This window comes from Bacteroidota bacterium, assembly GCA_041658205.1.
Lineage (GTDB): Bacteria > Bacteroidota > Ignavibacteria > UBA10030 > UBA8401 > UBA8401.
Map to the genome: position 1 here is coordinate 26,131 of JBBAAO010000002.1, position 16,174 is coordinate 42,304.

At 42.0% G+C, this 16,174-nt stretch carries 14 protein-coding genes; all 14 read right to left on the reverse strand.

Annotation, left to right across the window (positions count from 1 at the left end; all coding sequences use genetic code 11):
• Positions 1–23: 23 nt before the first annotated feature.
• The gene (locus WDA22_11960) at positions 24–755 is read right to left on the reverse strand and encodes an ATP-binding cassette domain-containing protein (GenBank protein ID MFA5834179.1); all 732 of its coding nucleotides are present in this window, start codon (positions 753–755) and stop codon (positions 24–26) included.
• Positions 752–1,561, reverse strand: a complete 810-nt coding sequence (locus tag WDA22_11965) for an ABC transporter permease (GenBank protein ID MFA5834180.1) — start codon at positions 1,559–1,561, stop codon at positions 752–754. The genes WDA22_11960 and WDA22_11965 overlap by 4 nt, the downstream gene beginning before the upstream one ends.
• A 157-nt stretch (positions 1,562–1,718) precedes the next feature.
• Positions 1,719–1,901: an Arc family DNA-binding protein gene (locus WDA22_11970; GenBank protein MFA5834181.1), complete on the reverse strand. Its 183-nt coding sequence runs from the start codon at positions 1,899–1,901 to the stop codon at positions 1,719–1,721.
• Positions 1,902–1,914: 13 nt separating this feature from the next.
• Positions 1,915–2,430, reverse strand: a complete 516-nt coding sequence (locus tag WDA22_11975; GenBank protein ID MFA5834182.1) for a hypothetical protein — start codon at positions 2,428–2,430, stop codon at positions 1,915–1,917.
• A 49-nt stretch (positions 2,431–2,479) separates the two neighbouring features.
• A complete protein-coding gene (locus WDA22_11980; GenBank protein ID MFA5834183.1) occupies positions 2,480–3,355 on the reverse strand; it encodes an SPFH domain-containing protein in 876 nt (291 codons plus the stop codon).
• Between the two features lie 157 nt (positions 3,356–3,512).
• Positions 3,513–6,353 carry a T9SS type A sorting domain-containing protein gene (locus tag WDA22_11985; protein ID MFA5834184.1) on the reverse strand — a complete coding sequence of 947 codons (2,841 nt, stop codon included), beginning with the start codon at positions 6,351–6,353 and terminating at the stop codon, positions 3,513–3,515.
• A gap of 287 nt (positions 6,354–6,640) precedes the next feature.
• Positions 6,641–6,859 (reverse strand): hypothetical protein, encoded by a 219-nt coding sequence (locus WDA22_11990; GenBank protein ID MFA5834185.1) that lies wholly within the window; start codon positions 6,857–6,859, stop codon positions 6,641–6,643.
• A 74-nt stretch (positions 6,860–6,933) separates the two neighbouring features.
• Entirely contained in the window at positions 6,934–8,154 is a 1,221-nt protein-coding gene (locus WDA22_11995; protein ID MFA5834186.1) for a hypothetical protein, read from the reverse strand.
• Positions 8,155–8,202: 48 nt separating this feature from the next.
• Positions 8,203–9,396 carry a hypothetical protein gene (locus tag WDA22_12000; protein MFA5834187.1) on the reverse strand — a complete coding sequence of 398 codons (1,194 nt, stop codon included), beginning with the start codon at positions 9,394–9,396 and terminating at the stop codon, positions 8,203–8,205.
• The gene (locus WDA22_12005; GenBank protein ID MFA5834188.1) at positions 9,393–9,863 is read right to left on the reverse strand and encodes a hypothetical protein; all 471 of its coding nucleotides are present in this window, start codon (positions 9,861–9,863) and stop codon (positions 9,393–9,395) included. Before WDA22_12005 ends, WDA22_12000 begins: the two co-directional genes overlap by 4 nt.
• Before the next feature lie 27 nt (positions 9,864–9,890).
• Complete coding sequence (gyrA, locus tag WDA22_12010) at positions 9,891–12,620, reverse strand: DNA gyrase subunit A (GenBank protein MFA5834189.1); 2,730 nt, start codon at positions 12,618–12,620, stop codon at positions 9,891–9,893.
• A gap of 37 nt (positions 12,621–12,657) precedes the next feature.
• Positions 12,658–14,679, reverse strand: a complete 2,022-nt coding sequence (gyrB, locus tag WDA22_12015; GenBank protein ID MFA5834190.1) for a DNA topoisomerase (ATP-hydrolyzing) subunit B — start codon at positions 14,677–14,679, stop codon at positions 12,658–12,660.
• Positions 14,680–14,735: 56 nt separating this feature from the next.
• Entirely contained in the window at positions 14,736–15,029 is a 294-nt protein-coding gene (locus WDA22_12020) for a DUF721 domain-containing protein (GenBank protein ID MFA5834191.1), read from the reverse strand.
• Positions 15,026–16,159: a DNA replication/repair protein RecF gene (gene recF, locus WDA22_12025; GenBank protein MFA5834192.1), complete on the reverse strand. Its 1,134-nt coding sequence runs from the start codon at positions 16,157–16,159 to the stop codon at positions 15,026–15,028. Before recF ends, WDA22_12020 begins: the two co-directional genes overlap by 4 nt.
• Positions 16,160–16,174: the final 15 nt, after the last annotated feature.

Below are 16,174 nucleotides of genomic sequence, written 5' to 3' on the forward strand. Positions count from 1 at the left end.
GTACCGTGAATAAAATTTGTGTGTTATGTTTGAATGTCACTTTCGATATATTTTCGCACTTCCGGATTTGGACTGTTTCGAATATCGTCTTTTGTCCCCGTCATGATAAATTGGCCATTTTCAAAAATTGCAAATCTGTCTCCGACAACAAACGCACTATGAATATCGTGCGTTACAACAATCGACGTTACACCGAGCGTTGTTTTCATTTCGTTGATGAGCAGATTGATTCCATCTGCCGTTTCTACATCAAGTCCTGTTGTTGGTTCATCATACAACATATATTTCGGCGTTAATGCTATTGCGCGAGCCAAGCCGACCCGTTTTTTCATGCCGCCGGAAATATTGGATGGCATAAGATGTTCAACATTTTTCAACTTTACCAAATCAAGAGCAAACGTAACACGTTCAGAAATATCTGCCGCTTGATAATCACTATGCCGACGCAATGCAAGCTCAATGTTTTGTCCAACGGTCATCGAATCGAACAGTGCCGCGCCTTGAAACAAAAATCCGAATTTGAACCGGAGCTTCTGCAGTTGTTTATAGCTGAGGGATGAAATTTCTTTGCCATCCACGTTGATTGATCCGCTATCCGGTTTGATCAGACCGATGATCATCTTCAACAAAACACTTTTTCCACCGCCGCTTCGACCGATAATGACCAGTGTTTCGTGATCGCGCACCTCTAGGTTGAGTCCACAATGGACCTGCTTGTCGCCGAATCGTTTCCAGATATTTGTCAGGTGAATCATAATAATACCGATGCCAAAATAAAATCCATCACAACTACGCTAAGGCACGTCAACACGACTGTATTCATCGTTGCTTTTCCGACACCTTCGGAACCGCCTTGGACCTGAAATCCCTGATAACAAGATACCGACGTAATAATAAATCCGAAAACCGTTGCTTTGATAATCCCAAAAATTGCATCCCATGATTCAAAAGAGCTTTTCATCCCGTCAACAAACGCTTCTACCGGGATCCCGGCAATTGTTGAAGCACCAAACATTCCACCCAAAATTGCTACAAGGTCGCCAAAGATGACGAGAACAGGGAACATAAAAATACCGGCGAGAACGCGTGGTGTAATCAAAAAGGAGATCGGATCGAATGCCAATGCCTCTAGCGCGTCGATCTGTTCCGTTACACGCATCGTTCCCAGTTCGGCAGTGATTGTTGCCCCCACTTTTCCGGCAAGAACAAGGGCGGTAAGAAGTGGTGTTAATTCCAACAAAACCGATTTTGTCACCAATGCGCCGACAACAGAGCGGGGAATCCAGTCATACAATTGATAGGATGACTGGACGGCCGTTACCATGCCGACAAACATTGAGACAAACAAGACAATGGGAATTGAATTGTTACCAATCATTACCATTTGCTGAAGAATGTTGCCGGAATATTCCTTTGCGTTGCGGAAATTATAGAGCATCCAACCGATTGTTCCCATATATCGGCCGAGGTGTTCAAAAAATGTGAGGACTATTTTACCCGGCTGAAAGAAAAGCTCAGCAATTCGAGATACTATTGTGGGTTTGTGTGCGGTGTCAGTCATTCATTTGATAATTGTTTAGCGCTTTCAATATGAAAAAACTGAGGGGGAAAATCAAGAAATTGGGCTGTAAATATTGGCTTCGGTCTCCGTTGGTACTACGGTTAAAACAATAGTGCAATACCGACCTTCTCACAGTCGGTGTTGGATAAACGCATTATTACGTACGCCTTTCCTCCGTTGAAGAATTCTGTTCTTTTAATCGACCCGCTTTTCGCACAGCGTCTTTCAAGAGAAATTCTATCTGGGCGTTGACGCTCCGCAAATCGTCGGCCGCCCATTTTTCCAGAGATGCATAAATATCTTCATCCAAGCGCAATAAAAATTTTTTCTTTTCACTCATAGCCGTTTCATGTTCACATTGATGCGCCGTGGGCTTGTTGTCTTCGTTCAAGCATGACGTAATAGACTACCATGATAATCCATGGGTTCTTTTCAATCAATTCGGATTCTCGCTCGATCATCACATTGATGGAGGTTTTCCACAACGAAACGCGTTTGAACGAAATCAATTTGTTTTTTTGTTGGGAGTAGAGCTCGTTAACCGATTTCCATATTTTAAAAATATATTCAATCCGCTCACCATTGGGAAGCTCGAATGTTCCGCCCCATCCCCACTTTTCTACGGAAAATTTTGCGAATGGCAATTGGTTACCCTTTTTTTTGATTTCCAGATTCGATTTCCAAATGCTCGGCTTTTGAAATTCCCATGTTTCTCCAAATCCTTCAACTACTGCAAGCGTGCTGAACAGTTTGGGATATGTCATCGTCATCAGTACCGTCTCTCCGCTGCGCAATTGATATATGCGTTTCCAGATAGATGGTTGAACAAGTTGAATCTGTTCTGTGCGATATTGAGAGAGTGTTTTCATGTTTTGTATGTTGTAGGACATCTCTAAGATGTCCTACAACTTTTTGGTGTTATTGATACAATGTACCAGTGTTGATTACCGGCACTGCTTCGTGATCGGATACAAGCGCCACCATTAGATTGTTCACCATGGTTGCTTTTTTATCTTCGTCCAGCTTCACAATATTTTGCTCCGATAAAATACGCAGTGCGTCCTGAACCATGCCGACTGCACCTTCGACAATTTTCTTTCGAGCAGCAATGATTGCTTGTGCCTGCTGCCGTCGCAGCATCGTCTGAGCAATCTCCTGGGCATAGGCAAGATGACTGATGCGTGCTTCGATGATATCAACTCCGGCAACCTGCAGACGGGTCTGCACCTGTTTTGTTAATGCCTCTGCAATTTCCAGTGGATTACCACGGAGCGATGCTTTGGTTTCTTCATGAGAATCGTAAGGATATTCGGATGCGAGTGCGCGGATTGCTGTTTCACTTTGGATTGCTACGAACTGTTCGTAGTTTTCCACGTCGAACAGCGCGCGAGCTGAGTCGATCACACGATATACTACCACCGCACCGATCTCAATTGGATTACCGTCAAGATCGTTTACTTTAATTCGTTCGCTATTAAAATTATGAATACGGAGAGATACATGTTTTTTGGTCGCAAACGGATTGGTAAAAAAGAGCCCTGATTCGCGGACCGAACCGACATATTCTCCGAACAACACTAATACACGAGCTTCATTTGGTTGAACAATGAAGAATCCACCCAAAGAGATAAGATTGATAATTAATAATGGGATAAAGACGATTAACATTGACGGGAGTTCTAATCGGATCATCATCACTAACCAGTAAAGATTAAAAATGGTCAAACCGATAACGAGAAATAACATCAAATAACCGTTTAATTTTTTACCGCTTTTTTCAACGACTGTTTGCATAACAAGCTCCTTTCTGAGTTTGATATTGTAATGATATCATATGAATATCAAAAAGTCAAGTTAAATTTTTGTTTAAAACATAAATCCCCGAAATCTATGAGATTTTGGGGATTTATTTGTATTCCAATGCTTTATTCAAACGGTCAAAAAATGAATTCTATCTCACCAATACCATCTTCTTCACTTCGGTAAAATGAGCCGATGTCATTTTATAAAAATAGATGCCGCTGGAAAGCATAGAAGCATCAAGCTCTGCCGAATAAATACCCGGGGTCTTATAATCATTAATTAAGGTTTTGACTTCTCTTCCAAGTATGTCGAATACTTTAATGGTAACAACCGCGGAAACAGGAATTGAGTATTGTATGGTTGTTGTGGGATTAAACGGATTCGGATAATTCTGATAGAGCGAATAGATTCTCGGTAACGGATTACTCTCGGGAACAGCAAGAGCAACGTCTTTTATCAAAAGTGAATCATAAATACTAATTCCCTTTTTTGTTGTAATTGTAATGGTGTCTCCCTTTTTTGGTAATCCCTGAATTGGATTATTATGATGAACGTTTATATACCAAGTCAGTCGTTTTTTTTCAAGGATTTTTTCTACCAGATAGAAATCAGCAAAATTATTTGATTGTGCGACATACGCAAATTCAATTCTTTCTTGAGATTTCTTATCGACAATAGCTACGTCAATAGATTCTTTTGGTGTTGTATATCCCAAATATGGTTTAAGATCTATTGTCCTACTCTTAACACCATAAATTATCTGATAATCAATGGGTTTCGGATATCCATAAACCACGTTTGAGTTTGTGTCCGGTATTTGGACGGTTCTAAAATAAATATTGGGGGAAATTGAGTCTTTTCTGCTCCAATACGATGTATCGTATTTCGTAATATCATCATCAATAGATAATCGCAATCCGGCAAAAACTGGTGATTCTGTCTTATTCAATAACTCTACGTTGGAAAGTATGGGGATATTTTTTGTCTTGTTATAAACAGAGAGAGTTTTAGGTTTATTATGTGAAGTATCCACAAAAGAGATAACGTATGTTTCCGCCGTTGTTTGAGATTTATCTACCACTGTTATTTTAACTTTTGACTGGTTTGTGCCGGATAACGAAGTAATATTTGAATTTGCAATTCCGTTGCGAGGAGTGTTCTTGACAAATGTATCTGTTGAATCACTCCATATACTGTTTCCGTCACTAATATCAATTTTCAGTCTGAATTTCTCACTGTTTGGCATCTTTCCCAAATTGATTTGAAGGTTTTGTTCTACGGTGTCTGAAGTAATTGATGGTTGTTCGGCAATAGTAAATCCTTCTCCGAGAGAATAGGATATATTTGCCAATAAATTTTTATTGTCAGGATCACCGACTAATATTCGTAAAGAAAGTATGCCGTTTTTTACTGTGTCGACACTCTTTAAGTCGGACAATATTTTTATAAACGGTGTACCGTTTCCGACATTGTTGATGGAGAAATATTTTTTGTTTTCCAGGTATGTACTATAAACACCCGAAGCATTTTTAATAAATAATCTTAGTTTGCCAAACGAACAATCTCCGTATTGAGCGGTATTCCACGAATAATTTCCATTATTGGGGATATCTTCGGCTACTGTTTGCCAATTTTTCCCTGCGTCGGGGCTAAAATAGATATCTACGGTTTCGGTAGGATTGTTGCTCGGCCATTGAATTGACATATTTCCCGAGAGAGACTGAACTATTTCAAATTGTGGTATTGACGAATGCGAAATGGTTGCAGTAATATTAAAATTATTTTTTGCTAACAGTCTTCCAAGTTTTATTTTCTGAAAGATCTCGTTGGGCGAATATCCGTATGCGATGGCGGAAACGATTCGTTTTTTTTGTTTTGAATTTTTCGATTTTAGTGAAAAGTATTTTGAACCAAACAGATAATCACCATCATGTCCCATAGTAGCTACTGTATCATTGACGATACTTTGAGGAGATTTATAAGAACCGGGAATAAAATGTTTCCACATTTCTTCATCCGATCCTATAGGTATATTATTCGCCGGTGTAAAATATAAATAGCTTGCAATAAGACCATTACTATCTGATTCTAAAAAGCCTTCTCCGGTTTTTCCTACTGGTCCGCTCCAGAAAGGGTTTCGTGAAACGTTATCACCAAAATCGCCGGCTATAACAACGTTTTCTTTTTTGTAGAGTATCGAATAATCGTCGTCGTATTCGTTAAAGTTTTGATTACCCGTAAGTCCAATTAAGGTGCCATTTAAATATCCAAAAAATACTTTCTGATAATCATAAGAGCTTTCGTTTGTAATATCGTATACTCTAAAAAAAATGTCGTTGAATAATGGATGATTATACTGAAGGTATCGGACATCGACTCGTATTCCCTGGCCTTTTCGTTCGAGATTTAACGTGTCTGGTTTATACACCGCCTTATAGGAATTGTAGATTGCGGACGAAAACCGTTCATCGTTTTGATCATCCATTTGAAAATATGATTCAAGATCGGCAACGATTTCATTATTCCCATTAATACCCTTCCAGTTGTTTCCCCATAAAATTGGCCATGTTGTAGGGTCGTTGCTTATTGCTATACTTTTTTTATCGGGGTTGAAGAATCCATCTACTGGCATAAAAGAGAATGGTTTGCCACCGCCCGATTTATCGTCTGTATCAAAAACTGAAGCAGGCCGAGTAATAGGACAAGTAATAACTGAGTGAATGGTGTCTGGTTTTCCATCGTTATTATAATCTTTTATCGGCAGTTCGATTCCAAGAAAAAAACTGTTGTCTCCTATATAACCATTTGATTCTTTTAACCATGCTCCTCGTGGCCGATTATCGGTCGGTTGGCCTATCACTCCCCAATTTCCGAAAACGGTTTTAATATTGTTTCCATTCATGACCGCTGATTTATAAAAGGCGGATCCGCTTTGCTGGGCAGAGGTGAATGAAATCAGCAAGAGTAAGGAGAGGCTTAAATTTTTCAAAAAAACTCCATTTAGTAAATCAAATATGTTCAATATAGTATTACCTTCTAAGCATAAAAATAACGTGAATACGGGATGCTTGGGTTGCGGTAATTATTACTGTGCTCTGTATACATATACTCTCCGTTGATCAATTTTTGGAGGTTTCTTATAAATATATTTTTTTCCATTTACTCTAAAAATAAAAATCCCCTAAATCTTTCGATTTGGGGGATAAGATTTGTAACTCTTGTTTACTTGTTTATCAGATGTAGGACGCTTCAGGGGTGTCCTACGTCTGTTTTTAATTATAGCTCAACAAAATCATAGAACTGCACTTTAATATCAAATTCCTGTCCTGGCTTGTAATGCTGTTCAAATTTTCCGGGGAGTGGTTTCACCACTTTTACGGTAGCCCAGCATCCCTGCGCTTTTTCGATTGTCGCTTCGTACAATGGAACTTCGTTCAATACGCAAGTATAGGTCTTACCGATTTCGGGAGCGTTTTTTAATTCGTGAGTATGCATAGATTTTTGTTTAGAATTTCTCGTTCCCAAGCAAAGCTTGGGAACGAGATTGAAGGTGTCCTACAACTTCTTGTTTATGCCGTTGGTGCTGGTTTTTGTTTCATTCTTCCATAGACAATATATGCCAAAGCAATAACAAAGAGTCCAATCAGCGAATACAACATCCAGTTGGACGGTTTCACTTTGGAATACCAGAGCTGCACCTTGGTATCAATATCCGCAACGTTGGCATCCGTGATCATGCTGTTTTCTTTCATCACGGGAACCCAGACCGGTTTCAATTCTTCGCTCCAGATTTTGACAAATGCCTGATAAGCATCGTACGGATCGGCATCGCTCTTTTTCTCTGCGCCGGTGATCTGGTCATCAATAAAGCGAGCAAGTGCGGGATGAATTTCATTTGCACTCATAATTGGTGCTACGGGAAGTTTTGCGCTGGAGAAAAGATTGTTTAAAGCTTTCCAGAACGACTCGTCAACTTTCGCGCGCCATTGAATAATCATCGTATCAATCGCCGGTATTTCGCGTGCTTTTTCTTTATTGGAAAGGTACGCATCGCCGATCATTTTTTTCACGCCGTTCCAGCTTGATTCGAACTTGCGTTGTTCGGCGTACAGTTTTGCAACATCGGATCCGGACAATAATGTGGAGGAGAGGAATTCGATATTATCCGCCGCGGCACGTTTCACGTTAGACAGCACATTGCTTCGTTCAAGTTTTGCCTGCTGGCTTTTTTGCACATCGCCTGTCGGCTGAATGTTCTTATCGTACTGCAGAAACAGACTATCCACCAAGGCAAAGATTGCTCTGTCTCGTTTTGCAATATTGGTCCTGAGCGTGGTAACCACTTTTTGCAGTGAGTCGCGCTCTGCTTTTGCTTCCTTCAGTTGTGCAAGAAGCGAAGTATTTTCGCCGGAAAGTGTGTTCACTTGATCGGTGAGCGTAGCAACCTGGGTTTCCAATTCGGCAATACGTGCGGCGCTTTCACCGATCGCTTTTATTTTTTGTTCTGAATAAGTGAATTGCGCTTTTAATTTTTCAATGCTTGCATCAAAATCATCCGGGAATAATGCTTTGTTTAAAAATTCACGGTGCGGTTTGTAATCTGCTTCAAACGCATTTACTTTTTCGCCTACCGCGGCAATTTTCTCCGGCGTATCAGCTTCGCTGATTGATTTCAGCATTCCTTTATACTCTTTTTCGAAATCTCTTTTCACTTCTGAATTTGAACGCTCTTGAGCTGATGAGAATGTAAACAGGAACACGCTCAACAGGATTATAAAGTTTTGTTTCATCTACTCCTCCTACAGATATGTGGATGGTTGATGGATCATGAATAATAATTATGCGGACCGCTTCCGCGTTCCAAGATAGATTCCTGCCAAAATTGCGATGAGTAAAGCCCCAATGAGAATATACGACAAGGTGCTGTCTTCAATCGGTTTCATTCCCGCAGCCCATGTTTTGGTCTTAGCGTCGATCTCTGCCATTTGTTCTTCGGTAAACAATCCGTGCCGCATCATTACCGGAATCCATGACGGTTTTAATTTGCTTCCCCATGTCTTGTAGGCAAATGCTTCAAAAACGATTGTTTGTTCTGCCGAACTTCTCTGTGCAGTATTCTGTATCTCGCTGTCAATGAATTTGATAATATTGGCGTACATTTCTTCGCCGTTATTAAACGGAGTGATGGAAAGTTTTTCGGAAGCAAAGATTTCGTTTAAACCCTTCCAAAACACCCCTTCCGTCATTGTTCTCCAGTTGGCAATTAAGCCATTGATTTCGGAAACTTCTTTCCCCTGAAGCGACGTAGGAACATATGCTTTAGAGAGTTTTTGCCCGACCCCTTTCCAGGATGATTCGAATCGACGCTGCTCGTTTAACAACTGAGGGATCTGTTGCGGCGAGAACGAGGCAGACGAAAGAAACATCATGTTGTCGCTGACAGAACGCTTGATGCTGGCGACAACATTTTTCTTTTCCAAGATAGAAAGTTTTTTCATATCTGTACCGGAAATCTGATCCGTATCATATTTAACAAACAGACTGTCCACAAGTGCAAAGACCGCTTCGTCCCGTTTTTGGATATCATCCTGAAGCAGTGCGATTGCTTTCTTTAAAGAGGCAAGCTCTGCTTGCGCTTTTGTTAACTGTGAACGGAGTGATGCATTCTCTTCTTTTAAGGATTGCACTTGATCCGTCAACGATGCGATCTCTTTTTCCAATTGCAAAGCAAGGATTTTTTTCTCGGCCAGTTCTTTCGATTTCTTTAATCGATCAATTAATCCGTCATATCCGTCCGGAAAGACCGCTTTGTTTAAGAATTCCTGGTGCGGTTTAAACTCAGCTTCAAAGGTTGCAACATCTTTTAACAGCAGCGTCAATGTTGCTTCGTTTTCGGCACCATTTAAATTCTTTGTTAGAAGGATAAAACGCGTCTCAAAATCCCGTTTGATATCGGATTGCGTACGCTCTTGAGCATTCATCCCGCTGATGAATAGGACAACGCCTGCGAGGAGAATGATTCCCTTCTTCATTTTTTCCCTCCGACCGGTTGTGCGCCTCCCTTAGTCAGCTGAAATTTATCTTTTCCGTTCCACAGTTCAACATAAGTATCTTTCTGATCGAACTTTGGATCGTCCATCGTTTTTTCTACGGAAATCACCAATGTATTACTCACCGAGAGTGCGCCGTCGCCTTGTGCAAGCACATAAACATTTTTGAATTTTTTGCCGGTCAAGTAATAGAAGCCTGCTTTGTCTCTGATTAACCGGATTTCTTTGGTGTCTTTTGCTGCTGCGGAATCAGTTGCAAATTCTTTCGCCAACAACGCCGTTACATTAAATGCAACGCTGTATCGTTTTGCATCGACCATTCCTTTTGCGCCAACTTCAACAATCTCTTCCGCTGCCCATGCAAAATCCGCCGGTTGCAATTGCAACGATGAACAACCAATAATTGTCAACGATGCGATAATGCTGATCAGAACGAGAACTTTTTTCATAATGCTTCTCCTTGAATGATTAAGAAATTATTTCTTCCCCTTTTTCTTCGGTTGAACTTTCATTTTCTGTTTCGGTTTTAGTGCAGCTTTTTTCGGAACAGATTGTTTTACCGTTTTTTTCTTTGGAGCTGTTTCTTTTTCTTTTTTTGGTTCCGTTGTTTTATTTTTCTCGACTTTCTTTTTTCCGCCCGCCGGATTATTCTTCTGTTTCTTCAGGGCTTTTTTTTTATCGTCGAACAGTTCCTTTTGTTCTACGTTTTCTTCTTTCGCGCTGGCAACAGCAGCCGATGCTCTGGCTTTATCCGCTGCTTCAAGTTGTTTTTCTTCTTCGTCCTCCGATGTAACGATTGCGATAGCGGTGACAGCATCTTTTTCGCCCAGACGAATTAATCGAACGCCCGATGTATTCCGTCCGGAGACGCGAATATCTTCTGCGCGTTGACGGATAATCATTCCGCTGGAAGAGACAACTACGATATCATCGGTATTCTGCACTTCCTTAATAGCAATCATTTTTCCTGTTTTGTCGTTCGCTTTCAGCGTTGCAATACCTTTACCCCCGCGATGACTGACACGGTAATCTCCAAGATCGGAGCGTTTACCAAATCCATGTTCGGTGGCGACAAGAATAGTAGTCTTCGTCCGCTTCAATGAGACGGCACCGATCACTTTATCTCCACTTGACAATTTGATGGCACGAACACCCGAGGCAGAACGTCCCATTGCCCGCACTTCGCTTTCGGGGAATCGAATTGCAATTCCTTCGTGTGTTCCAATCACAAGCTCGTGTGTTCCATCGGTCAGCTTCACATCTCGAAGCAGATCATGCTTATCAAGCGAGATTGCACCGATCCCGTTCTTTCGCGGATTGCTAAATTCCATCAGCGATGTCTTCTTCATTTGTCCCTCTTCGGTGACCATAAAGACAAATTGATTCTCGCTGAATTCTTTCACACTTAAAAATGCTGTGATATTTTCTTCCGCCTCTTTGGCGATAAGATTGGTGATCGCTTTTCCTTTGGATGTTCGGCCTCCTTCAGGAACTTCAAACACTTTCAGCCAATAGCATTTTCCTTTATCCGTGAAGAAGAGGATATAATTATGTGTGCTGGCGATAAACATATGTTCAACAAAATCATCCTCACGCGACGCCGCTCCGGTTACGCCTTTTCCTCCGCGCGATTGTCTGCGGTATCCACTCACCGGAAAGCGTTTAATATATCCGCCATGAGAAATGGTAATCACCACTTCTTCTTCGGCAATCATATCTTCAATTTTGAACTCCGTCTGCTTCATCACAATTTCGGTGCGGCGTTCATCACCAAACTTTTCTTTGATGGCGAGGAGTTCTTCTTTGATAATCTGTAATTGAAGCTGTTTGCTTCCCAGAATCGCTTTCAATTTGTTGATCAGTTTAATGAGCTCTTTATATTCATCTTCAATCTTTTTGCGTTCTAATCCCGTCAACCGCTGCAGGCGCATATCGAGGATTGCCTGCGCTTGAATCTCGGAAAGCTTGAATTTTTTCATCAATCCAAGTTTTGCTGTCTCGGTATCCTTCGACGCTTTAATCAATTTGATGATTGCATCGATATTATCGAGCGCAATAATGTATCCTTCTAAGATGTGCGCTCTTTTTTCTGCCGCATCAAGATCGAATTTTGTCCGACGAACAACCACTTCGTTGCGATGTTCGATGAAATATTTTAGTGTATCCTTCAATTGTAAAACTTGCGGACGACCATCCACCAACGCAAGCATGATAATGCCGAACGTGGTCTGCATCTGCGTGTGTTTATAGAGATTATTCAGCACAACGCTTGCGTTCGCATCGCGCTTCAAATCAACAACAATCCGCATACCATCGCGGTCGGATTCATCGTTCACTCCCGAAACATCATCCAGCTTTTTATCGCGCACTAGTTCGGCAATTTTTTCAATCAGCGTTGCCTTGTTGACCTGATATGGAATTTCAGAAATAATAATGCTTTGTCTGTCGTTCTTTGCAGTTTCAATTGATGCTTTAGCACGGAGAGTGATCTTTCCTCTTCCTGTTTTGTATGCTTCGCGTACACCGTCATAACCGTAGATGATGCCACCGGTTGGGAAGTCCGGCGCTTTGATATGCTTCATCAATTTTTCATTATCGATATCCCTGTCAGCAATCATCGCAATAATACCGTCAATCACTTCGCTAAGATTGTGCGGCGGGATATTTGTGGTCATACCGACTGCGATACCGCTTGCTCCGTTCACAAGAAGATTGGGAACACTTGCAGGAAGAACTGATGGCTCCTGCAGGGTATCGTCAAAGTTTGGTGTGAAGTTCACCGTGTTTTTTTCGATATCGCGAAGCAGCTCTTCGGCTACTCGGGTCATACGAACTTCTGTATAACGCATTGCCGCCGGTGAGTCGCCGTCAACCGATCCAAAGTTTCCTTGTCCATCAACAAGCGTATATCGAAGCGAAAAATCCTGCGCCATACGGACTATCGTATCATACACCGATGCGTCGCCGTGCGGGTGATACTTACCAAGTACCTCTCCAACAACGCGTGCGCTTTTTTTGTACGCTTTATTTGGCATTAAGCTGAGTTCGTTCATTCCGAACAACACCCTGCGATGCACCGGTTTTAAGCCGTCGCGAACATCGGGAAGCGCACGTGCAACAATAACCGACATCGAATAATCGATGTACGATCCTTTCATTTCATCTTCAATATCAACCGGAACTATTCTTTCGTTTGTCGTAGCCATAGGTAATTTTTAACCTGCTTGGTTCATACTCAATTTTTTAGACATCCAGATTTCTAACGTACTTTGCATTCTTTTCGATGAACTGTCTTCGCGGTTCCACTTCGTCTCCCATTAAAATTGAAAACGTTCTATCTGCATCGGCCGCGTTTTCAATACCTACCTGAAGAATCGTGCGTGTTTCCGGATTCATGGTAGTGGACCATAATTGTTCCGGGTTCATTTCTCCAAGACCTTTAAATCGGGAAATAACAATTCCTCCTTTTAACGCTGCTCCTTCTTCCGGAACCGTTTCAACCTCTTCCTCTTCTGTTGTTTTTTTCTCCGCCTTCTCTCCTTTTAGACGCTTCAGAATCTCGTCCCGTTCTTCATCATCGAATGCATACAACTCTTTCTTCCCCTTCTTTAATTTATAAAGAGGAGGCTGCGCGATATACACATGACCAAGTTCAATGAGTGGTTTCATATAGCGGAAGAACAATGTCAGCAGCAGCGTGCGAATGTGTGAACCGTCAACGTCGGCATCGCACATCAGAATGATTTTGTTATATCGTAGTTTTTCCGAATTAAAATCTTCGCCAACCCCGGCACCGATTGCGGTAAATATATTTCGGATTTCTTCGTTCTCCAGCATTTTATGAAGACGCGCTTTTTCAACATTCAGGATCTTTCCTTTCATTGGAAGGATTGCCTGGAACCGTCTGTCGCGTCCCTGTTTCGCGCTTCCTCCTGCGGAGTCACCTTCAACAAGATACATTTCGCAATGTTCCGGATCGTTGATAGAGCAATCAGCAAGTTTTCCGGGGAGTCCAGCGCCATCCATTGCGTTCTTGCGGCGGGCGATATCGCGCGCTTTGCGTGATGCTTCGCGAGCTTCTGCTGCGCGGAGACTTTTATCGATAATTCGTTTTGCGTCGGGGGAGTTGCTGTCCAGCCAATCGGAAAGAGCCGGTCCAATAACTGATTCGACGATCGATTTAATTTCGCTGTTTCCGAGCTTGGTTTTTGTCTGTCCTTCAAATTGCGGTTCGGGAACTTTCACACTGATAACGGCGGTTAACCCTTCTTTAAAATCTTCGCCGGTCAGTTGTATCTTTTCGTCTTTGACAAGATTATTTTTTGACGCAAAATTATTTAGAGAGCGTGTGACGGCTGTTCTAAATCCGACGAGATGTGTTCCTCCTTCGTGTGTGTTGATATTGTTGACGTAGGAGAACATGTTCTCTGAATATTGATCGTTGTACTGGAATGCTGCTTCTACTTCGACTGTGCGATCGTTTTCATCTTTCCCTTCACCTTTTGCGTAGAATACCTTCTTCATGATTGAAGGACGCGTGGAATCCGTATATTTCACGAACTCCATCAACCCGCCTTCGTAATGAAATTTTTCAGTCTGTTCTTGTTTGTTTCGCAGATCGGTAATTTCAAGAGTTACTTCAGAGTTTAAAAAGGCAAGTTCGCGCAAACGTTCGGCAAGCGTTTCAAATTTATACGTCCGATTTTTAAAGATCGTATTGTCGGGAAGGAATGTCACCGTCGTTCCGGTCTTATCCTTCTTTTCCATTTTGCCGATCACTTTGACGGGAGCAACCGGATCACCCTGTTTATATTTTTGATAGAAGATCTTGCCGTCCAGACGCACCGTTACTTCAAGCCATTCGCTGAGTGCATTCACCACTGAAACGCCGACACCGTGAAGTCCGCCGGAAACTTTGTACGTGTTCTTGTCGAACTTTCCGCCGGCGTGGAGCACGGTCAGCACAACCTCTAAAGCGGAACGTCCCTCATCTTTATGAATGCCCGTCGGGATACCGCGGCCGTCGTCGGTCACCGTTACGCTTCCATCTTTATTGATCCTTACATCGATATTTCGGCAATATCCTGCAAGCGCCTCATCGATTGAGTTATCAACAACTTCGTACACAAGGTGATGAAGTCCTCTTGTGCTGACGTCGCCGATATACATAGCGGGACGGCGGCGAACCGCTTCGAGTCCTTTTAATACAGTGATATCATCGGCGGTATATTCTCCGTTGTGTTTCTTTGGTTTTTGTTCTGCCACAGGTTATCCTTTTATTATTATTTCAGGCAATCCAATTTTTCAGGAGTGTCTTTTATTTATCTAAATTTTATGTCAACAATACTTTGCGAGTTCGTTTTTTCGTGTATCTTTTCCAAAATTTCTTTTTTGCGGAATGTTAACTCAGCTCTCCATGGGGCATTATTTACCGTCACAATCAACACGCCATTCTGGAGCCTTTCTGGCTGAGCAACTTTTGCTACCTGCTGGCCAACAACCTCATTCCATATATCAAAAATCTTATACTGTTCTACCTGTTTCTCAATCCCGAGCGATTGCATCAACAAGTTAAGTGCATCCCCGAGCGACTGTATGTTTTCCCGTTTTTTCACGCCGCATTCGTTTCTTTTACCACTTCACCATTTTTCATAAAAAATTTTCGGCGTTCGTTATTCCACTCTGCTCCGCCAAACATTTTTTCGCTGGTGGTGGTGATAAAAATCTGCCCTAATGTCTCCGCAACCGACAACAATTTTTTACTGCGGTATTCATCAAGCTCGCTAAACACATCGTCTAAAAGAAAGATCGGAGTTTCATTGCACCGTTCTTTCAAAAAGAAAAACTCTGCTACTTTCAGCGCCACCAAAAATGTTTTGTGTTGTCCCTGCGACGCAAAATGCTTTAGCGACATTCCGTTTAGAGAAAAAATAATTTCGTCGCGATGCGGGCCGACCAGGGTTGTTTGAAACCGCGATTCGTCTTTCTTTTTTTTTGCTAGTTTCCATTCCATTGCCGAAACAATTTCTTCCGGTGTTGAATCAATCGAAATGTTGATCGAAGGCGCGTATTCAATCTTTGGTATTTCACGTTCGTCGACAATGTCCAAATACGTTTGCGCTATATACGGGGCAAATTCATTAAGGAATTGATTTCGTTTATGAATAATCCGGGATCCATACCGAATCAGCATGTCGTTCCATGGCGCAATCTGGCTTCCGCATTCTTTTCCTTTCGCCTCGGTTAAGATCGCATTGCGCTGTCGAACGATCCTTCGGTATTCCATAGAATCTTCAACATACGATTTGCTGCTTTGGGAAATCACCAGATCAATAAATTTTCTTCTGTCCGCTGGCGAGCCAAAGGTGATTGAACTGTTTTCCGGAGAGAGAATTACCACAGGAAACATTCCTATTACCGATGAAAACTTTTCCACGGCCGCTCCGTTAATTGTGAATTTCTTTTCTTTCTTCACATCATCGTAGGTTACCCGTACGTGGAATTCTTTTCCTTCGTCCGATTGTAAAGCACTTTTAATCTCAAAGAACGATTGTTGCTGCTGCATTACTGTTGCATCCGCGCTAGCATAAAAACTTTTCGTCAAACAGAGAAACGAAAGTGCTTCGAGGGCGTTGGTCTTTCCTTGACCATTTTCCCCCAGAAGAACGTTTACCCGTGCACCAAATTCGAATACTGTTTCGTTATGATTGCGAAAACTGCGCAGGTGGGCATTGGAAATTTTCATCGCAGCGGTTGCGGC